At 51.4% G+C, this 19,455-nt stretch carries 18 protein-coding genes; 8 read left to right on the top strand and 10 right to left on the bottom strand.

Annotation, left to right across the window (positions count from 1 at the left end; genetic code table 11):
• Positions 1 to 100 precede the first annotated feature (100 nt).
• Positions 101 to 3,085, top strand: a complete 2,985-nt coding sequence (locus Q8K39_RS12875; protein WP_305260715.1) for an EAL domain-containing protein — start codon at positions 101 to 103, stop codon at positions 3,083 to 3,085.
• Here Q8K39_RS12875 and Q8K39_RS12870 read toward each other — a convergent pair.
• Positions 3,068 to 3,961 (bottom strand): Dyp-type peroxidase, encoded by an 894-nt coding sequence (locus Q8K39_RS12870; protein WP_370868603.1) that lies wholly within the window; start codon positions 3,959 to 3,961, stop codon positions 3,068 to 3,070. The genes Q8K39_RS12875 and Q8K39_RS12870 overlap by 18 nt on opposite strands.
• Before the next feature lie 192 nt (positions 3,962 to 4,153).
• Between Q8K39_RS12870 and alaC the strand changes: the two genes are divergently transcribed.
• Entirely contained in the window at positions 4,154 to 5,407 is a 1,254-nt protein-coding gene (alaC, locus tag Q8K39_RS12865) for an alanine transaminase (RefSeq protein ID WP_305260713.1), read from the top strand.
• Between the two features lie 20 nt (positions 5,408 to 5,427).
• Positions 5,428 to 6,003: a hypothetical protein gene (locus tag Q8K39_RS12860; protein ID WP_305260711.1), complete on the top strand. Its 576-nt coding sequence runs from the start codon at positions 5,428 to 5,430 to the stop codon at positions 6,001 to 6,003.
• A gap of 11 nt (positions 6,004 to 6,014) precedes the next feature.
• Here Q8K39_RS12860 and Q8K39_RS12855 read toward each other — a convergent pair whose 3' ends face one another.
• Both Q8K39_RS12855 and Q8K39_RS12850 read right to left on the bottom strand, forming a co-directional pair.
• Positions 6,015 to 6,881 (bottom strand): DUF4124 domain-containing protein, encoded by an 867-nt coding sequence (locus tag Q8K39_RS12855; RefSeq protein ID WP_305260934.1) that lies wholly within the window; start codon positions 6,879 to 6,881, stop codon positions 6,015 to 6,017.
• A gap of 130 nt (positions 6,882 to 7,011) precedes the next feature.
• Complete coding sequence (locus Q8K39_RS12850; RefSeq protein ID WP_305260709.1) at positions 7,012 to 7,746, bottom strand: siderophore-interacting protein; 735 nt, start codon at positions 7,744 to 7,746, stop codon at positions 7,012 to 7,014.
• A 92-nt stretch (positions 7,747 to 7,838) separates the two neighbouring features.
• Here Q8K39_RS12850 and Q8K39_RS12845 point away from each other — a divergent pair, with 92 nt between their 5' ends.
• Together Q8K39_RS12845 and hisC are read left to right on the top strand one after the other, a co-directional pair.
• The gene (locus tag Q8K39_RS12845; protein WP_370868595.1) at positions 7,839 to 8,255 is read left to right on the top strand and encodes a MarR family winged helix-turn-helix transcriptional regulator; all 417 of its coding nucleotides are present in this window, start codon (positions 7,839 to 7,841) and stop codon (positions 8,253 to 8,255) included.
• A 32-nt stretch (positions 8,256 to 8,287) separates the two neighbouring features.
• Positions 8,288 to 9,352 carry a histidinol-phosphate transaminase gene (hisC, locus tag Q8K39_RS12840; RefSeq protein ID WP_305260706.1) on the top strand — a complete coding sequence of 355 codons (1,065 nt, stop codon included), beginning with the start codon at positions 8,288 to 8,290 and terminating at the stop codon, positions 9,350 to 9,352.
• Between the two features lie 7 nt (positions 9,353 to 9,359).
• Here hisC and Q8K39_RS12835 read toward each other — a convergent pair whose 3' ends face one another.
• Positions 9,360 to 9,857, bottom strand: a complete 498-nt coding sequence (locus tag Q8K39_RS12835; protein ID WP_305260704.1) for a hypothetical protein — start codon at positions 9,855 to 9,857, stop codon at positions 9,360 to 9,362.
• A gap of 4 nt (positions 9,858 to 9,861) precedes the next feature.
• Positions 9,862 to 10,347: an asparaginase domain-containing protein gene (locus Q8K39_RS12830; RefSeq protein ID WP_305260702.1), complete on the bottom strand. Its 486-nt coding sequence runs from the start codon at positions 10,345 to 10,347 to the stop codon at positions 9,862 to 9,864.
• A gap of 143 nt (positions 10,348 to 10,490) precedes the next feature.
• Here Q8K39_RS12830 and Q8K39_RS12825 point away from each other — a divergent pair, with 143 nt between their 5' ends.
• Entirely contained in the window at positions 10,491 to 11,267 is a 777-nt protein-coding gene (locus Q8K39_RS12825) for an L-asparaginase (RefSeq protein WP_305260700.1), read from the top strand.
• 15 nt (positions 11,268 to 11,282) lie between these two features.
• Here Q8K39_RS12825 and Q8K39_RS12820 read toward each other — a convergent pair whose 3' ends face one another.
• The 5 genes from Q8K39_RS12820 to Q8K39_RS12800 all read right to left on the bottom strand — a co-directional run bounded on the left by Q8K39_RS12820 (position 11,283) and on the right by Q8K39_RS12800 (position 16,301).
• Positions 11,283 to 11,723, bottom strand: coding sequence for a GNAT family N-acetyltransferase (locus Q8K39_RS12820; RefSeq protein ID WP_305260696.1), 441 nt, complete (start codon positions 11,721 to 11,723; stop codon positions 11,283 to 11,285).
• A gap of 18 nt (positions 11,724 to 11,741) precedes the next feature.
• Positions 11,742 to 12,257, bottom strand: coding sequence for a TlpA disulfide reductase family protein (locus Q8K39_RS12815; RefSeq protein WP_305260694.1), 516 nt, complete (start codon positions 12,255 to 12,257; stop codon positions 11,742 to 11,744).
• 164 nt (positions 12,258 to 12,421) lie between these two features.
• Positions 12,422 to 13,009 (bottom strand): YdcF family protein, encoded by a 588-nt coding sequence (locus Q8K39_RS12810; protein WP_305260692.1) that lies wholly within the window; start codon positions 13,007 to 13,009, stop codon positions 12,422 to 12,424.
• 78 nt (positions 13,010 to 13,087) lie between these two features.
• Positions 13,088 to 15,016 carry a bifunctional diguanylate cyclase/phosphodiesterase gene (locus Q8K39_RS12805; RefSeq protein ID WP_305260690.1) on the bottom strand — a complete coding sequence of 643 codons (1,929 nt, stop codon included), beginning with the start codon at positions 15,014 to 15,016 and terminating at the stop codon, positions 13,088 to 13,090.
• A 307-nt stretch (positions 15,017 to 15,323) separates the two neighbouring features.
• Positions 15,324 to 16,301: a D-2-hydroxyacid dehydrogenase family protein gene (locus Q8K39_RS12800; protein ID WP_305260689.1), complete on the bottom strand. Its 978-nt coding sequence runs from the start codon at positions 16,299 to 16,301 to the stop codon at positions 15,324 to 15,326.
• A gap of 373 nt (positions 16,302 to 16,674) precedes the next feature.
• Between Q8K39_RS12800 and Q8K39_RS12795 the strand changes: the two genes are divergently transcribed.
• Positions 16,675 to 18,525 carry a phosphoenolpyruvate carboxykinase (GTP) gene (locus Q8K39_RS12795; protein WP_305260687.1) on the top strand — a complete coding sequence of 617 codons (1,851 nt, stop codon included), beginning with the start codon at positions 16,675 to 16,677 and terminating at the stop codon, positions 18,523 to 18,525.
• A gap of 140 nt (positions 18,526 to 18,665) precedes the next feature.
• Positions 18,666 to 19,448 (top strand): ABC transporter substrate-binding protein, encoded by a 783-nt coding sequence (locus Q8K39_RS12790; protein WP_305260685.1) that lies wholly within the window; start codon positions 18,666 to 18,668, stop codon positions 19,446 to 19,448.
• Positions 19,449 to 19,455 lie beyond the last annotated feature (7 nt).

The following is a 19,455-nucleotide window of genomic DNA, read 5'->3' as shown; positions in this document are numbered from 1 at the left end:
ACTTTCAACAAGCCAGAGGGAAAAGCAGACTTATCAAAAGTTAACCAACACTTGCCTGCCTTTGCCCCATAATTGCTCAAGTCCTTGAAAGTCTTCATCCATGTACAAGTCAGAGCAATTTGCCCACTCTAGAAATTTTCGCCAGAAAATATGGCTGGGGCATTTTTTGTTGATTGTGCTGGCTTACTTTGCCGCTGGCCGCATCGGCCTGTCCATACCCTATGTCAATCCCAATGTCAGCCTGATCTGGTTGCCAACAGGTATCGCCATCACTAGCATGCTGCGCTACGGCAAGCTGGCCGTTGCCGCTGTGTTCATATCAGCCTGGCTACTGGAAATATCCGCTGGTTTTAGCATATTGGTTTCCGGCAGCCTGGCTATTGGCAATACGCTGGGGCCACTGCTGAGCAAATGGATATTACGCAAACAGGGTTTCAGACGCGATTTTTCAAGGCGGCGCGATGTCATCGGTTTTGGTCTGGCTGTCATGGCGGGCATGTGCATATCAGCAAGTGGTGGCACATTGACCTTATGGATGCACGGCCTCAGTAGTGATCTGGTGGCTGTCTGGTTTACCTGGTGGGCAGGTGATACAGTTGGTGCCTTGCTGGCAGGGCCATTATTACTGTCGTTTTCATTGACATCGCTGTCGGGCTTGTCCGTGAGGCGCAAGGAAATCTTTGGTTTTCTGTTACTGTTTGCCGTTGCCAACTGGTTTATTTTTGCTTCACCCTACAGTCATCAGCATCTGACTTTCATCATCGTGGGATTCATGATCTGGGTCGCCATGCGCTTCGGCATTACAGGTGCCTCCTGTGCCGTGTTGACTGCATCCCTGTTCTCTGCCTGGGCAACATCCCATAATATGGGCCCATTTTATGAAGGTGGCCAGGCAAACCTGCTGATACTCTGGGCCTATATGACGACCATGGTGCTGATCACCCTGATCATCACTGCCCTGCAGTCAGAAAGCATAGACGCCACGCGGCAGATACAGGAAGCTTATCAGCGCATCAATAAAGTCGCCTCGCGCCTGCCTGGCCTGGTCATGCAATACCGCATACGGCCTGACCATAGCGCCTCCATCCCCTTTGCCAGCGATGCCATCTTGCAGATGTTTGAAGTCACGCATGAAGAAGTCAGGGACGATGCCCTGCATTTGTTTGCCCGCATAGACCCGCGCGATATAGAAAACGGTACTGCATTGATACGCGAGGCAATGCGTAATTTGTCACCCTGGCAAAGTGAGTTCCGCATGCGCCGCAAGGACGGCACAGTGCGCTGGCTGTATCTGGATGGGTTGCCAGAGCCTGAGCCGGGCGGCTCGATGTTATGGCATTGTTTCATTACCGACATCACAGAACGCAAACAGGCTGAACAGGATTTACGCATCGCTGCCTGCACTTTTGAGTCACAGGAAGGCATCTTCGTGACAGATGCCAACTGGATCATGCTGAGGCTGAACCAGGCTTTCACCCGGATTACCGGCTATGCAGCTGAAGACTTGATTGGCAAGCGCCCTCCCCTGCACAAGACCAAACAGCAGGACCGGGATTTTTTTGAACACATCAATATCTCGCTGAAAGAACACCGTTTCTGGCATGGTGAGCTGTGGAGCCGCCGCAAGGACGGTGAAATTTATCCACAAATGATTACCCTGACCGCCATTACCGACAACCATGGCGAAGTCAGTAATTACATAGCTTCTTTCACCGACATCAGCCGCCACAAAGGCTATGAAGCCGAGATACGCAATCTGGCTTTTTATGACCCCTTGACGCAGTTGCCAAATCGCCGTTTACTGATGGACAGGTTGCAGCATCTGATCTCCATCAGCAACCGTAACGATACCCATAGTGCCATCCTGTTTATCGATCTGGATAATTTCAAGACCCTTAACGACACCCGTGGCCATGATGCCGGTGATTTGCTCTTGATAGAAACTGCCAGCCGCCTGCAAACCTGCGTGCGCGATAGTGATACCGTGGCACGCCTGGGTGGCGATGAGTTTGTCGTAGTCCTCGAAGAACTGAGCATAGACAAAGAAGATGCCGTGCGCCAGGCAGACATGATCGCCGAGAAGATACGCCAGTTACTTAGCCAGCCGTATATGATTACTGATTTTGAACATCATGGCTCCAGCAGTATCGGTGTCTGCCTGTTTCATGGCGGCGATATCACGGTCAAAGACTTGTTCAAGCGCGCCGACACTGCCATGTATGAAGCCAAGACGGCTGGCCGTAATGCAGTGCGCTTTTTTGATCCGGCCATGCAAGCCATACTGGTGGTGCGCATGTTGCTGGAATCAAATTTGCGCGTAGCGCTAGCGAATAATCAGTTTCAGTTGTATTACCAGGTACAGGTCAACTCTGAGGGCAAGCTCATTGGAGCAGAAGCCCTGCTACGCTGGATACATCCTGATCGTGGTTTTATTTCACCGGCAGATTTCATCCCGCTGGCGGAAGAAACCGGCCTCATCATCCCCATAGGCTTATGGGTTTTGGAAACTGCCTGCACCCAGCTCAAGCAATGGGAAAGCAGCAAGGAAACCCGTCACCTGACCCTGGCCGTGAATGTCAGTGCCAAGCAATTCCAGCAAGTGGATTTTGTTGATACGCTCAGTGAAATCATACAGCGTCACAAGATTGACCCTACCCGATTGAAAATTGAATTAACCGAAAGCACGGTGCTCGACAATGTCGATGCCACTACCGAGAAAATGCATGAGCTGAAAAAGCTGGGTATCGCTTTCTCCATGGATGACTTTGGCACCGGCTATTCTTCACTGGCATATTTGCAGCGCTTGCCCTTGAACCAGCTGAAGATAGACCAGTCTTTTGTACGTGATCTCAGCCATGATGAAAACGATGCGACCATCGTGCGTGCCATCATTTCCCTCGGTGTCAACCTGGGCTTGAATGTGATTGCCGAAGGGGTGGAAACCAGTGCCCAGCGCGCCTTTTTGATTGCGCATAATTGTTATGCCTTCCAAGGCTATTATTTTTCCAAACCCTTGCCACTGGAAGGCTTTCTGGCGTTATTGAAGCCACCGGAAAAACCAACGGAATCAGACCAGATTCAATAGCCGCACATCAAGCTTGCCATCCTGCATCGGCGGACACCAGAAATAGCTGCCTGTCTGCGGTTGGGTAAACTGGAACAATGCATCGACTGTACCATCTTCAGCACCTGACATGCGCTTCAATTGCACTTCAAACGGGTAGAAGGAATTGGCAAAGGCAACGAAATACAGACCTGCCTTATCCAATGCAGACCAGGGCATGGAACGCCTCAGCATGAAGGCCTCAGGCGTGAAATCTTCTTGCGCAGTACGCTTGACGTGAGCTGATTCTGGCGCATCTTCCAGCTCCTCATTATCGCTACGGCGGCGTCCTACGGCATTGTCCTGATCTTCGCCAGACATGGCATCAAAACGCTCAAACCTGTGTGTCCATCGCTGGATGGCGACAAAGCTGGAGCCTGTGAGGCCGGGCGTATCACCCGCAACAAAAGCCGCAGCCAGAGCTGCATCGTCATGCGGGTTTTCGGTACCGTCTTCATAACCGCTGAGGTCACGGCCTTCCTTGTATTTAAAGGCATCGACCTGCTGTTGCAATTCAAAGGCTGGTGCCAGAGTATGCATGATCTGATGCAACTGGCGCACCAGGTCGCCGCGTTCATGCTGGCGTAGCCAGCACCACAGTGCTGCCGGTGTCGCGGGCAAGCGCATGCGGCTACCTTCAATGCCATGAAATTCTTTCATGCCTGCGATCTCGCTACCCAATGTCTGCACGAGGCTGGCACCAAAGCCGATGACCAGATTCTGCCCATCGGTCTTGTCAGCCAGTGCGCGTACTACCTTCTTGACGATAGCTGCGTCAGTACCTTCCTTGATATTCAAACTGAGATAAACAGCATGTGCGGGCACTGCTTGCAATATGCCTTCCTGGAATAACTTCATGTATTGCTCCACCTTGTTGAATTGATCGAATAGCGACAAACTTGTTCTCATAAGCATAACGCATCTTGCTGAAATGTAGATTGCTCGCTACAATCATTCGCGAGGCAAATCGCTTCAACGTCGCTCGGACGGTTCCGGGCGCCCCGTTCTTGAAGTCTGTATGGACTACAAGGGCTACGTACAATTCAGATCATGACAAATACAACTACTCCGCCGGGCCGGGGTTCTGCTGTTGAAGGCACACCTGCGCCTGCAACAAAGTTCTCCTTCGCTCGTATCAACCGCCTGCCCCCTTACGTATTCAATATCACTGCCGAGCTGAAGATGGCTGCGCGCCGTCGTGGCGAAGACATTATTGATATGTCCATGGGTAATCCCGATGGTGCAACCCCAGCACACATTGTTGAAAAGCTGGTCGAAGTGGCCCAGCGCCCTGACACCCACGGTTATTCTGCCTCCAAGGGCATACCACGTTTGCGCCGCGCGATTGCGCACTGGTACAAGAGCCGTTATGACGTGGACCTGAACCCTGATTCAGAAGCCATCGTCACCATAGGATCAAAAGAAGGCCTGGCGCATCTGATGCTGGCGACGCTGGATAAGGGTGATACGGTGCTGGTGCCCAACCCCAGCTACCCCATCCACATCTATGGCGCGGTGATTGCCGGTGCCGATATACGCTCGATACGCATGAGTCCAGGCGTGGATTTTTTTGCCGAGCTGGAAAGGGCAATACGCGAAACTTATCCCAAACCGAAGATGATGATCTTTGGTTTTCCATCCAACCCCACTGCGCAATGTGTGGAGCTGGAATTTTTCGAGCGCGTGGTCAAGCTGGCCAAGGAACACAATATCCTGGTAGTGCATGATCTGGCCTATGCCGACATCACCTATGACGGCTGGAAAGCCCCGTCCATCATGCAAGTGCCGGGCGCACGCGATGTCGCGGTAGAATTTTTCACGCTCTCAAAAAGCTATAACATGGCAGGCTGGCGCATAGGCTTCATGGTCGGCAATAAGGAGTTAGTTGCGGCGCTGGCACGTATCAAGAGTTACCATGACTATGGCAGTTTCACACCTGTGCAAGTGGCAGCGATTGCCGCTCTTGAAGGTGACCAGACGTGCGTCAATGAGATCCGCGACCAGTACCAGCGTCGCCGCGATGTACTTGTCAAAGGCTTGCATGAACTGGGCTGGATGGTAGAAAAACCAAAGGCATCGATGTATATCTGGGCGCATATCCCTGAGCATTATCGCCACCTGGGTTCACTGGAATTTGCCAAGCAGATGCTGGAAAAAGCCAAACTCTGCGTCTCACCCGGCATAGGCTTTGGTGAATATGGCGATGAATATGTGCGCTTTGCATTAATTGAAAATGAGTCGCGCATACGCCAGGCTCTGCGTGGCCTGAAGACCATGTTCAAGGATGATGGAGTGGCGAAATAAGCGCGATCACTATTACTGTCTTGCGTGACTTGTTGTCACCCTGGGGAGAATTGCGCCCGCAAGTGGCAAGTGATTGGCAGGGTGAAGTAGCCCTGCCTGCGGTTCTTGCGAGCTTCTATGAAAAGCTAGGCCCCTGGGGTGAGGTGCATGAAAAACATGGCCCTATGGGTTTAAGTATAGCTGCGGGTGGCAACCCCGTTGATATTCCCACATTGAAGGATTTATGGTTGCGCCAAGCTTGCTATCGCTGGCATGGTAATACCGGTGAGCGCCTGCCTGAGTGGCAGGATCACTGGCTGGTGGTGGCGACAGAGGGCAGTAATCCATTCATGCTCGATACTATCTCAGGGCAAGTGTATTTTTCGCTGGCTGGCGGCAAGCCTGATTTCCAGTTATTCGCACCAGACTTGCTGACTGCTTTTGCCGCCATCGCCTGCGTCGCGAATACCATGCGAGAACTGGATGAACAGGCTTTTGATGAGACTTATGAATTGACAGTTGCTGCCCGTGCGCAAGTCACTCAGAATCTGGATAAACTACTTGCAGGCAGTGCAGATGCCAGTCAAATGCTGGCGGCCTGGCGCTGGTATTGCTGATAAGGCAGCTATCAACGTATCCCCCAATACTGTTCGATCATCTGATATCCACGTGCATCATATTTTTTCAAACCAGCCTTGTCATAAGGATAGTAGGTACTTCCCATGAAATACATGGCAGTCAACTCAGCAAAATATTCGCGTTCATTGGTGAGTGCATAGGCAGTGTCAAGCATCTTGCCTTTGTAGGTTTCCACATTTTTGTACAAGCCGGCAAGTTTTGCTGCCTGGAAGGCATCTGTAACTTCAGGATGTTTTGCTGGCCAGTCGCGCAAATGCCAGGTGTGTCCTATCTCATGGCTCAAGTCTTTTCGCACAACCACTTCATCCACTGCCACGAAATTTGCTGCGCTGTAAATAATGACTGCATTTTTCCAAACCGGGTCGTACAAGGGGTGGTTGACAGGATTAAATTGCAATACAGCCCGCATTCCTCCTTTTTGTCCTCCCTTGGGTGACTTTGGTCCCCACATCAGATAAAAATTAAGTCCTTTGACATATGCATGTGATGCAGCAGGCAATTTCTCAAGGATGCTAGCTAAAGCCTGTTGTAACCTGCTACTGGCAGCAGCAGTGAGTTTTGGGTCCGCTGCTGCCATATCCTGTTCGACCAGTATTTTCCACTCACCCGGTATGCTTTGATAAATGCGTGGTGGCGATCTGTAGTTTGCCAGGCCAGAAGTGACAGAGTCGTGGACATCGTGCTTTTGCGCCTGTCCCACGCAATTTGCCGTATTGTCGGTGTAGATGGTTTTGCCATTTGCATCCTTACAACTCAAAATATCTGCTGCCACTGCAGTTGCGGGGCAGAGTGATAAAAGTAGCAAGGCATGTGATACACGACTTTTTGCTAACAAAGGAAAATAAGAGAGGTGCATGCTGGCAGGAGTAAAATCATGGTGCGACACTATAAATCATAAAGTATCTGGCAAATTATTCGTGATTTGTTTGAGTGCCCGCTTCGACAGGATTTGCGCTTTTCAGCATGGCAATTTCTTGTCTCCCTGTTCACTCCAGGTTTTCATGATGTGCATTTTGACCACGCTTCCAGTATGCCGCCACCCGCATGGCAACACTTGCATGGCCTTTTTCTTCCGCCAGTATACGGCGCGTCGCTGCCATGGTGGCAGCTTCACCGGCGCACCAGGCATAACCATCACCCGTAGGCAAAGGCAGGGCGCGCAGGGTATCCAGAAATTCTTGTGCGCTGTCTACCCAGACAATGCTGATATCTGCTGCACTGCTCAATTCACGGCGCTCAGTTGGGGGCACTTGCAGGATAACCATCGCGCTTACTCCAGCCGGTAATTCTTCCAGGCGTCTGGATATCGCTGGCAATGCTGTTTCGTCGCCAGCCAGTAAATGCCATTCATAATCAACCGGGATGACTAAAGAGCCACGCGGCCCGGCGACAGTGACGCTATGGCCGACATCAGCCTGGCTGGCCCAGGCAGCCGCAGGCCCGTCACCGTGGATGGAAAATTCCAGCACCAGTTCGCCTTTGACGGCGTCGTAATGCCTGGGTGTGTAATCTCGCATCACAGCATTATCACTATCGACGGCAAGTATCAATTTGAGGTGATCATCAAAAGATGCGCTGATAAAGCCCGGCAGGTCGGCACCACTGAGGGAGATACGGCGGAAATGCGGCGTCGGGCTTTCAACACGGACAACTTGCAGGTTGCGGCGTTTGATTTCATGGCGTATGCGTTGTACGCGGTTGCTTGCAGAGGCTATACTCATTTATTCACACTTCAAATTAGTTGACAATATCTACTATAATGCGCAAAACAAATGACAATGTCAACCATTCTCTGAGAAATAATGAGGATGGGGTGTTGGACCTTATTCATACGGTCATGCATCAATACCGTTCCATGCAATACCAGGCTCTGCGCGACGGCCCGCATGACATTACCCATATGGAAGGCAAGGTATTGGGCTTTTTTGGTCGTCACCCCGGTGCTACCCAGAGTGACCTGGCCAAGCACAGTGGCCGCGACAAGGCGCAACTGGCGAGGCTGATCAAAGGCTTGCGTGACCGTGGCTTGCTCGATGCAGTAGCCGATGAAAGCGACAAGCGCAATGTGCGGCTGACGCTGACTTCGGACGGGCAAAGCGTGTTGACCGTCTTGCGTCAGCAAGCCAAACGCTTAAATACCCTGGCTTTGCAGGAAATGGATAGTCACGAGCAAGAACAATTGCTGCAGCTCTTGCAAAGAGTGAAAGTCAATCTGGATGCTGGGTCATAAAGAATTTTTTCGCTAAAAAGAATTGTCAGATCATGAGTAAATACTGGAGTGATGTTGTCCACAAGCTGAGTCCTTATACCCCCGGTGAGCAACCCAAGATTGCCAAACTCATCAAGCTCAATACCAATGAAAACCCTTACCCGCCTTCACCCTGTGTACTGACGGCAATACAGCAAGCCACCAACGGCGATTTGCGCCTCTACCCTGATCCCGGCTCGGATCACTTGCGCAAAGTCATCGCCCAGTATCATGGCTTGCAGGCAGACCAGATTTTTGTTGGTAATAGCTCTGACGAAGTGCTGGCCCACGTATTCCAGGCTCTGCTTAAACATCAGCGGCCCTTGCTCTTCCCTGACATCAGTTACAGCTTTTATCCTGTGTATTGCGGCCTGTATGAAATAGCTCACCGCAGCGTGCCGCTAGATGCAGAATTTCAACTGAATGTGGAAGACTATCTGCAAGAAAATGGCGGGATCATTTTTGCCAATCCTAATGCGCCTACTGGCTGCAATGTCACACTGGAAAAAATTGAATTCCTGCTGCAACAGAACTGCGATACGGTAGTCGTCATTGATGAGGCCTATGTGGATTTTGGCGGTGATACGGCAATAGCATTGATAGACCGCTATCCCAATTTGCTGGTTGTTCACACCCTGTCAAAGTCACGTTCACTGGCTGGTTTGCGGGTAGGTTTTGCAGCAGGCCATGCAGAGTTGATTGCGGGTTTGAACCGCGTCAAAAACAGCTTCAATGCTTACCCGCTGGACAGGCTGGCAGTGGCTGGCGCGATTGCCGCATTTGAAGATCAGGATTATTTTTTGCAAACCTGCCAGGCAGTGATGGCGACACGCGAAAGACTGGCAACAGATATGCGTGAGCTGGGTTTTGAAGTCTTGCCGTCAGCCACCAATTTCATCTTCGCCCGTCACCCTCGTTTTGCGGCAGAAGAAATCGCCCTGGGTTTGCGAGAGTCCGGCATCATCGTGCGCCATTTCAAACTGCCGCGCATCAGTGAATTCTTGCGGATTTCAATAGGTACGGATGAGGAGTGTACAGCGCTCGTATCAGCCTTGAAGTTGTTGGTGCAAGCAGCTTAAGCAATACCTACTCAGGCCACCTGGATAACACCAGCTCTTCTATATTATTCGGGTCATTCATTTTCTTTTTCGCCTCTGCCCAGTCGGCAGGGGAAGGTACGGGTTTTTTGGTATGCACGGCAGTGTCTATCGCCATCTTCATGCCAAATACCAGGATGCCGCTTTCTACATTGACAGGCTGGATTTTTTTGACGATTTCATAAATCTGGTTGTCGTAATATTCATGCACGGCGGGTGCCATGTCCAGCCAGCAGGTGACCTCGCCATCCGAGCGTATCGCCACCACCAGATAACCCGCACTTTCCGGCATTTTGACTTTTTTCAAAGCCCGGTAAATCTGCGTTTGCAATGTCCGCGTATAGCGGCCAAAGGTATCGATATTAATGCCTTTTTTTTCCAGCTCGGCTTGCGACTGAAAAAAATAGATAGAATCAAAACGCGTTTCTGCTGCCTGCGTCAGGCTAGAAAAACACAGCAATAATGTCGCCAGCAGCAGTTTCATCATGATCTCACTTGTTGACGAAGACACCGGCCGTGCGGTTTTTTTGTACATTATCCCAGGGGAAGACCTTGCCATTCATGGCGACATGCACACCAGGTGGCAAGAGTTGCGCTGCGCTACAGGCAAAACCCAGATTGAAGAAAGCGTCGGAATTGGCGATTTCATAAGGGATCATTGCACCTGTGAAGACGATGGTCTTACCCAGATTTGCCGCGCCCAGTACTTCTGCTGTTTCACGCATGGTGTCGGTACCGTGGATGATGACGATGGCATTTTCAGCCGATTGCTGGCAAGCCTGCAAGACGGTATTGCGGTGGCTGTCGTTCATGTCCAGTGAGTCTACCAGCATGCAGACTTCCAGCTCTACCGGTATCGTCAAACGCGCACGTTTCAACACTTCAGGCAGGTGGCTGTCAGCAAAGCTGAGCTTGCCAGCCAGTTCATCATAATGTTTATCAAAAGTGCCGCCAGTGGCGATGATACGCAAAGTCATGGTTTTGTCTCAACAGGATGGGAATAAATTTTTAGATTGGACACATTGTAACGCGCTAAGGGGGCCAGTGAAAACTGCTACACTAAGCTGTTGCATTTCATTGCATGCAGCATATTGATACATTCCTGATACACCACCAATATATGAAACCGATCGCCCCCGGAACCGTTATTTTTCACCGCCATCGTGGCTATGGCGTACTGACAGCCGTGAACTTGCTGAGCGGCTGGGTGGCGGCGCGATTTGGGGATGAAAAACGTACCCTGGATTTGAACTTGTCCACAGATGAAGTCCAGCATGCCGATGGCGAGCCCATACTGTTTCGCCGTTCACCACCAGAGCGCATGCCGCATGCGCGTTTGATGGCCATGGTCAGGGACTTGCATGCCGCAGGTTATCAAAAACTGTATCTGTATAGCTGGCCCAAGCCGTCTGGCCTGCACTGGCGCTGGCAGTTATTCACAGGCCCGCGCAACTGGATGCAAAGACCCTGGCGTGAAGGCTGGTATGGATCAGGTGCCGATTACAACTTCAACCCTGTCATGGGCTGGGGCGATGCACCCGGTGCCAGTACGGCTGAACTGATAGAGGCCCTGGCCCGTTTTGACCCCGCTGGTCTGGCCAATGCTCTGGGCCAGGATGAAGACCATACGGCCTGGTTTGCCGCGGTGTGTGATGCCCTGCTGCCGAATTATGCGTATAGCCTTGGGGCGGATACGCCAGAGCAGCCGCTGCCGCTGCACCTGCCAGTGATTGCCGTGCGCCAGCGCCTGCCAGACTGGCAAGGTGAAGGCCTGGCCTATCCACCCGGCTGGGAAAAAACCTGGAGCACCGACAGCCTGCAACGCCGCCAGCAACAGCGTGCCGTGGTCAGGCATGATGTCATCCCTGCAAGCTGGAGTTTGCCGCTGGAATTTTGAGTTTGAACGGTTAGCTCAGCCTATTTTTTTTGACAGGTGGTGACAACTCAAGTCGAAACCATTGTTCAGGTACAGCCTGTGTGCATCATGCCTTTGAAAGCCGGTATCGAGGTGCAATTCATTGCAATTCAGAATCTTTGCCTGCTGTTTTACCCATTCCATCAGCGCCGACCCCAAACCTGCATTTTTCTTTTGCGGGTGGGTAATCAAATCATCCAGATAGAGTATCTTGCCCCAGGCCAGGTAATGCTGCACGCGATAACCGGCGGCAGCGACTGCCTCTCCATCCATATAGATGCAGGCGATGGTATACCCTTCAGCGACCTGGGTTTGCACACGGCTGATGAATTCTTCCTCATCCAGGTGGGGCCGCAAGTAGCTGAATACGGCGAAGCACTGACGTATATTTTCTACATGGCTGGTATCAACTATGCGCACTTCGTACTTCATTTCCATCTTATTTCCATCCTTATTTCAGGAACCCAGCGATTCCCATAGGTTGTCCCAGTCGTTAGGCTGGAAAGTGCCTTCCCGTTTCAAGACCAGCTGGCCCTTGGGGTTGATCACAAAATGGGTGGGCTGGTTGACGATAGTGCCAAAATTATCCTTATAGCCTGGCGTATTGCGCCAGATGATAGGAAAGCGTTGCTCGACTGGCACTGCCAGATTAATCAGTTGCACATAAGAATCAAAATCTTTCTTTTCGGCGTCAATATTAATCGCCAGCAAGACAAAATTGCGCTTCACATTGCGATTATAAAAATCGCGCATGAGCTTCAAGTCACGCGCGCAGAGATTGCAACCCGCCGTAAAAAAACTCACCAGCAGGGTCTTGCCTGCATAATCACTGAGAGCAATTTTCTTGCCATTTAGTTCAGCCCCTTGAAAACTCATTTGCTGAGTATCTTTGTTTGCCTGGGCCGCTGCAGAGAAACTGGCAATCGCCAGCACAGTAGCAGTAATGGCACTGAGTAATTTTGCTTTTTTCACGATGGGGACTTTCTATAAATGGATGTATTTATGTATGAATCATACGACAGATATAAATTGGTCGGTATCGCCAGCAATAAGCTTACGGATATTTAACTCAAGATGCGCAATGTGAGTAGAATCCAGCTTGTGCTGTTGCAGACTTGCAGCGCTATGTTGCCAGATCATTCCACCTGGGGATTTCTAAACGTATACTCAAAATACGCAAACACCTCACGTGTCAGCGAATACGCATCCCGTATTTCGTAGTCAGTAGAATGCACATGCCCTACCGGCTCGACGCCATATTTCTTCATCGCCAGCTGAAACCGTGCGATATGGAAAAACTGACTGGCCAGCATGCTGGATTTCCAGTTTTTTTCCCTCATCAAGGCTGCCGCCGCTTTTGCCGTGGCAAAAGTATTGATACCCTGATTGTCGGTATACACAGCCGTCGCCGGTACGCCTCGCTCAACCAGGTAGTTTTTCATGACTTCCGCTTCGTCATGGCCTTCCACACCAGTGCCACCACTGACCAGGATAGCCTTGCACTTTTGTGCCACATACAAACGCAAAGCAGCATTCAGGCGGCCACGCAAACGGTCGGATGGCTTGCCATCAGGATTGACGGTATTGCCTGGCACGATGACCAGATCAGCAGCCACGACCTGGTCGCGCAAACCCAGGGTAGAAATGGCCGCCGCCATGAACAGCAGGCAGATCAACAGCGCCAGGCTGAACTGTTTTATTTTTTTTTGCAGTGTAAAGGGCATGGAAGCATGGCGAATAATGGATAGGAACCCGCATGCTAAGCCTTTTCAGGAATGAATGCAAAATCAAGCTGAAGTGCTTCAAGCCTGCAACACGGCACGCCGGTTAATCTGCCAGGATCTGGCCCATTGGTTGAAGACGTCGGCAGGCATGGGTTTGCAGAAATAATAGCCTTGCCCTATGTCACAACCCATTTCCTGCAATTGTTGCTCGGTCCTGGCGCTCTCTATGCCTTCCGCCACGACCTTCAGGTTGAGGTTATGCGCCAGTTGTATGGCAGACTGCACGATGGCGCGGCAATTGGCATCGGTCGCCATGGTACGCATGAAACTCTGATCTATTTTGAGTTCATCTATCTTCAGATTTTTCAGATAAGACAGCGAGGAGTGGCCCGCACCGAAATCATCGATGGACAGGCAGAACCCCAGCTTATGCAAGCTTTGTATGGTTTCCATGGCAGTTGCCGTCTCGTCGGCAAGGCACGCCTCGTTCAGTTCGAGCACCACATATTCGGCGGGCAAATTGAATTCCTTGAGCATGCCGTGCAAATCATCAACAAGTTGTCTATCTAATATGCATCTGGCCGAAAGGTTAATCGAAACGCGAAGATTCAGTCCCTCGGCACGCCATCTGGCAAGTTGCCCAAAAGCTTCGCGCATGACCCAAAGGGTAAGCGGTTTGATGAGGCCGGACTTTTCGGCAATCGGGATGAATTCTGCAGGAGCGATAGGGCCGGACACCGGGTCTATCCACCTGGCCAGGGCTTCGGCACCGATGACCGCGCCGCTTTTCAAGTCGATCAGGCCCTGATAATGCAGGCTGAGCCCGCCTTTTTGCAGAGCTTCATGCAATTGCACGAAGAGCTGTTGCTTGCGGTTGAATTGCTGTTCCTGTCTTTCATCAAAGAAAACCAGACTTTGATTGGCAAACTGCGCCTGCAACATGGCTTGAGCCGCTTTGTGTAGCAGGGTTTCGGCCTCCTGACCATGTCTGGGATAACTGGCGATGCCTATCGTATGATCGATATGGATGGCATAGTCATTGATTTTATACTCGAGACGGAAAGCCAGGATTTCCTTGATGATGTCGGTGGCCGAGATATCTTCTGAATGCTTGCGGTAGATACATACAAATTCATCGCGCCTTATGCGTGCAAAGATGCCACGCGAACCTACTGCTGCCGTCATGGTGGCGGCAATATTGCGTATCAGTTTGTCGCTGGCATCTGCGCCAATGATGGTGCTGGTTTCAAACGTTTTTTTGAGACGTATATGAGCTACCAGCAAGGTGTGCCCGCGCTCTTGGGCCAGGCTGATTTCGCGGTTGAGTATATCCAGCAGGCGCAAGCGATTGGGCAAGCCGGTTGCGCCATCGTGATAAGCAGCCTGTTCCAGTCTCGCCAGATAGTCGCGGTTCTTGGCTTGTACCCCTTGTTCACTGACATACAGCTTTTCTTTCAGCTGGCTGTGGCTGAAATTGTAGGCCAGGGCGATACCGCCATACAGCAACATGGCCACGCTTGCCTGCACCATGAATTTTTCATCATAAACATGGGAAAAAGGAAATTCACTGCCTGCCCAGATGCAGAGCAACATGGACAGCAACCACAATAAACTCCATCGCGCACCCTGGCGCTGGCCTTTGAGCCATAAGGCCAGGAAGGGGAAGGCATAAATCCATAAGACCCCACTGCCTGCAATGCCGCCCAGCAAGACCAGAGTGATGTTCGCGCCTAATGCAAGCAGCAAGAGCAAGGACTCGGCCATGGTCAGCAGCTTGTCCTGGCTGGATAGAAAAAATGCTGCAACTAGTACCAGCACGGCAGCCAATGCCACGATCAGGCCAGACAATGGATAGCCAGATTGCAGGAAATTTGCCAGGCCCAGTAACAAGGCACAGGGCAATGCCACATAAATCATGTGCCGCACATGGGGCTTACGTTCACTGACACTCAACTCATGTCCAGCCAGCATGCCCAACATACCTTTCAGCAATCCAGAATTCAGCATCTGTAGTCTCATCGCAAGGCTCTCCTCTGCAATCAATACGGTGAGTATTGACGCAGCTTCAGGTTGATAGAGGCAATGCCAGTTTCAGGAAATATTGGTGGGTGGCAAGTACTGGCAAATATCCTGCTTCAAGAAAATCTGCCATTCGCACGAATTAGCCCCTGCGTGCTGGCTGTGATGCTAAAGTTTAGTGCATTTTTTACAAAATTAAAGTATTTGCAATGTTATTTATGAAATATTTTTCACCTGTTGGGAAATGCCCTCATCTCCATGAATGAAATGAGGTCTGCTTGCTTGCTGCGCAGGCCTAAGTCATCTGCAAAATGTTTTGTGGATTGCCATTGGCAAAATCGACGATATTCTGGAAAGCTATGCGGAAATATAGTTCATAGCTACTTTGTTCGACATAACCCAGATGTGGGGTAGCAAGCACATTTTCCCTGTGCAGCAAAGGATGATCCTTGGCTACAGGCTCACTCTCGAAAACATCGATCGCAGCAAAACCGGGGCTACCGGCATCCAGGGCTGCTTCCAGCGCGCCTGTTTGCACCAGTTCAGCACGACTGGTATTGACGAACAAGGCATCCGGTTTCATGAATGCCAGATCAGCCTGGCTGACGATGCCGCGGGTGGCATCATTGAGGCGCAAGTGCATGCTGATGATGTCGCACTCAGAAAAAAAGGCTTCTTTGGATGTTGCAACCAGCAAGCCATCAGCGGCTGCCAGTGCACGGCTGGGTTCACGTCCCCAGACCATGACCTGCATGCCAAAAGCCTGAGCATAGCCAGCGATCAGCTTGCCTATCTTGCCATAACCCCAGATACCCAGCGTGCGATGCTTCAAAACCCGGCCCAGCTGATTGTGGGCGGGGAGTAGCGAAGACGTTTGCCAGACACCATCCTGCAAGAGTTGCGCATAGCTGGTCAGCTTGCGTGAAGCTGCCATGATCAGGGTCCAGGTCAGTTCGGCAGGCGCAGTCGGGTCCCCTGTGCCTTCGGCGATGGCGATACCCAGTTCATGGGCGGCGGGGATGTCGATATTGCCCGCGACCTTACCTGTCTGCGAAATGAGTTTTAGATTCGGCAGCTTTTGCATGAGTGCACGGCTCAGGCGGGTACGTTCGCGTATCAGCACCACGGCATCAAACGGCTGCAGGCGTATCGCCAGTTGACCAATACCTACGGCAGTATTATTGAAGACTTTAACTTCATGATCCTTCAATAAATCAAAGCAGGAGAGTTGCCTGACTACATCTTGATAGTCATCAAGTATGGCTATTTTCATGGTTCATCCTTATTCATTCTTTAAAATCGGGAAAAATCTTTTTCTCTGCTTATATTCAAGCCTGGGTTGAAAAATCTTCACTTTCACAAAACGTGAAACAATGATAATGAAACTGAGGCAAAATTCGCTTCCGGCCAGACTCGCGTGTACAATGTCCGCCTACGTAGCTTTTAGATTCTTCCGCCCCGCGCCATCCTGCCGGGCGCAAGCCAGGAGTCAAGACACCCTCTTGTCTTCGTATTATCCGACAGAACCGCCGCTATGGTGTTCGCCTTGCTTGAGCGCTCCTGCGATCGCATCGCCACAATCTAACGACGATCCTGCCGTGCCGCTACACCGGTTTTTTTATTGAAATGGCATTGGAGGTAGTATCGTGAATCAACCCATCATGAAAGGTGTGGCTGCATTAAACGCACCCGCTTACGTGAAACATCAGAAATTGATCAACTGGATCGCCGAAATGGCGGCCCTGACCAAACCTGACAATATCTATTGGTGTGACGGCTCGCAAGACGAGTATGACCGCCTGTGCGCCCAAATGGTTGCCGCTGGCACCATGAAGAAGCTGAATGAAGCCAAGCGCCCCAATAGTTATCTGGCCTGCTCCGACCCATCGGACGTAGCCCGTGTCGAAGACCGCACCTATATCTGTTCAGCCAACAAGGAAGATGCAGGCCCGACCAATAACTGGATGGCGCCGGCAGAAATGCGCGCCACCCTGAACCCGCTGTTTGATGGCTGCATGCGTGGCCGCACCATGTATGTCGTGCCTTTCTCCATGGGCCCGCTGGGTTCACCCATCGCCCATATAGGCGTGGAATTGTCTGATTCCCCTTACGTTGCCGTCAACATGCGCATCATGACGCGCATGGGTCAGGCTGTGTATGACGTACTGGGTAGCGATGGTGATTTTGTCCCTTGCGTACATACAGTAGGCGCACCTTTGACAGACGGCCAGGCGGATGTTGCGTGGCCATGCAACAGCACCAAATACATCGTCCATTATCCTGAGACCCGCGAAATCTGGTCTTTTGGCTCCGGTTACGGCGGCAATGCGCTACTGGGCAAAAAATGCTTTGCACTGCGTATCGCCTCCACCATGGGCCGCGATCAGGGCTGGCTGGCAGAACATATGCTGATCCTGGGTGTAGAGTCACCAGAAGGTAAAAAGCATTATGTGGCAGCGGCTTTCCCGTCTGCCTGCGGCAAAACCAATTTTGCCATGCTGATTCCCGCCATCAAGGGCTGGAAAGTCACCACGATTGGTGACGACATTGCCTGGATCAAACCTGGCAAGGATGGCCGTTTGTATGCGATCAACCCGGAAGCCGGTTATTTTGGCGTGGCACCAGGCACCAACACTGCCACCAATTCTAACTGCATGGCGTCCCTGACTGCCAACACCATCTTCACCAATGTCGGCCTGACCGATGATGGCGATGTTTGGTGGGAAGGCATGAGCAAAGAAGCGCCGGCGCACCTGATCGACTGGCAAGGCAAGGACTGGACACCAGAAATCGCCAAGGAAAGCGGCCGCAAAGCCGCCCATCCAAATGCGCGTTTCACTGTTGCAGCAACCCAAAACCCTGTCATTGATGCAGCCTGGGATGACCCGGCTGGCGTGCCTATCTCGGCCTTTATCTTTGGTGGCCGCCGTTCAACGACCGTGCCACTGGTGACAGAAGCCCGTAACTGGGTAGAAGGCGTCTACATGGCTGCGACCATGGGTTCTGAAACCACGGCTGCTGCCGTTGGTCAGCAAGGCGTGGTACGCCGTGATCCTTTCGCCATGTTGCCTTTCATGGGCTACAACATGAGTGACTATTTCCAGCACTGGCTGGACATGGGCAAGAAGATAGAAGCTGCTGGCGCGACTCAACCAGCAATCTTCTGCGTCAACTGGTTCCGTACGGATGAAAACGGCAAGTTTGTCTGGCCTGGCTTTGGCGATAACATGCGCGTCTTGAAATGGATGCTTGAGCGTATCGAAGGTAAAGCTCATGGTGTGGAAAACATCTTTGGTGTCACGCCTACCTTTGCCGACCTGAACTGGGAAGGTTTGAACTTCACGCAAGCGCAGTTCGATACCATCACTTCCATCGACAAAGCCGCCTGGGATGCAGAATTGAAACTGCATGCCGAGCTGTTTGAAAAACTGGCCTATCACTTGCCTGCCGATCTGGAAGCGACCCGCGTTGCCCTGGAAAAACGCCTGGCAGCCTGAGTTTCAAGCTTCAGGGATTAACAATAACGCGACTACGGTCGCGTTATTGTTTTTTAGATAAGCTGGAAAAGCATGCAGAACGGGTGTATAAATAGTGATTGCATCCATCATTCCGTGATGGTCCATATTCCGGGAACCCCATGCGATTATCCACATCATGGCTGTTGCTGCTTTTACTCACTGGCAGCATCCTGCTCTTGCCGGTTCAGGTGCAGGGGCAGACACAGAATCGCGAAGAACGCAGGCTGGATATTTCGCTGTCTGATATTAATCGTCCAAGTACCCTAATGGCTCAAAAAGTCTTGAGCAAGGCGTATGAACAACTGGGTATCAAGCTCAATTTCATTGCCACGCCTGCGGCGCGGGCCATCAACATGTGGAATGCTGGCAGGCTGGACGCGGTTTCTGCCAAGGTCATCGATACCGGCTTGCCGGATTCCATCAAAATAGACATTCCCATCGTCTATGAAGAAGCGGTGGTGTTTGCCGTGAAAAAGAATGTTAGCGTGGATGGCTTTGACAGCCTGAAACCCTATGTGGTCGGTTATGTCAGCGGGATTATCTATCTCGAAGACAGGCTCAGGAATGTAACGCAAAAAGAAACTGCTCCCAACCTGGAATCCCTGTTCAGAAAACTTGATGCCGGGCGCACAGATGTTGCCGTCGACTCACGTTTCAGCTTTTGCCTGGTGCGCAAGCTGGGCTTGAACCGCATACATATACTCGAGCCATCGCTGGAAAAAAGGCTGGGCTACCATTTCCTGCATACCAGACACCAGCAACTTGCGCCTGCTCTGGAGTTGGTATTACGCAATATGGAAAAAGACGGCAGTATCAAAAAGATACAGGAAGACGTCATGCAAGAGTATATGGAGCAATGCACAGAACTTTCTGACGCCAGAAACAAAAAAGCCGCAGGTTAGCTGCGGC

The sequence above is a fragment of the Undibacterium sp. genome (assembly GCF_030683615.1).
Taxonomy (GTDB): Bacteria; Pseudomonadota; Gammaproteobacteria; order Burkholderiales; family Burkholderiaceae_D; genus Undibacterium; species Undibacterium umbellatum.
The sequence above is the reverse complement of the archived record's forward strand: the minus strand, read 5'-3'. Positions and strand labels throughout refer to the sequence as shown.

Bases quoted from the DNA above. Each gene is read 5' to 3' on its own strand.
- Q8K39_RS12855 (WP_305260934.1), bottom strand. From the start codon at position 6,881: ATGCACCTCTCTTATTTTCCTTTGTTAGCAAAAAGTCGTGTATCACAT.
- Q8K39_RS12830 (WP_305260702.1), bottom strand. From the start codon at position 10,347: ATGACTTTGCGTATCATCGCCACTGGCGGCACTTTTGATAAACATTAT.
- Q8K39_RS12810 (WP_305260692.1), bottom strand. From the start codon at position 13,009: ATGCCCTTTACACTGCAAAAAAAAATAAAACAGTTCAGCCTGGCGCTG.
- Q8K39_RS12850 (WP_305260709.1), bottom strand. From the start codon at position 7,746: ATGAGTATAGCCTCTGCAAGCAACCGCGTACAACGCATACGCCATGAA.
- Q8K39_RS12800 (WP_305260689.1), bottom strand. From the start codon at position 16,301: ATGAAAATAGCCATACTTGATGACTATCAAGATGTAGTCAGGCAACTC.
- Q8K39_RS12805 (WP_305260690.1), bottom strand. From the start codon at position 15,016: ATGCTGAATTCTGGATTGCTGAAAGGTATGTTGGGCATGCTGGCTGGA.
- alaC (WP_305260713.1), top strand. From the start codon at position 4,154: ATGACAAATACAACTACTCCGCCGGGCCGGGGTTCTGCTGTTGAAGGC.
- Q8K39_RS12790 (WP_305260685.1), top strand. From the start codon at position 18,666: ATGCGATTATCCACATCATGGCTGTTGCTGCTTTTACTCACTGGCAGC.
- Q8K39_RS12835 (WP_305260704.1), bottom strand. From the start codon at position 9,857: ATGATGAAACTGCTGCTGGCGACATTATTGCTGTGTTTTTCTAGCCTG.
- Q8K39_RS12875 (WP_305260715.1), top strand. From the start codon at position 101: ATGTACAAGTCAGAGCAATTTGCCCACTCTAGAAATTTTCGCCAGAAA.
- Q8K39_RS12825 (WP_305260700.1), top strand. From the start codon at position 10,491: ATGAAACCGATCGCCCCCGGAACCGTTATTTTTCACCGCCATCGTGGC.
- Q8K39_RS12870 (WP_370868603.1), bottom strand. From the start codon at position 3,961: ATGAAGTTATTCCAGGAAGGCATATTGCAAGCAGTGCCCGCACATGCT.
- Q8K39_RS12820 (WP_305260696.1), bottom strand. From the start codon at position 11,723: ATGGAAATGAAGTACGAAGTGCGCATAGTTGATACCAGCCATGTAGAA.
- hisC (WP_305260706.1), top strand. From the start codon at position 8,288: ATGAGTAAATACTGGAGTGATGTTGTCCACAAGCTGAGTCCTTATACC.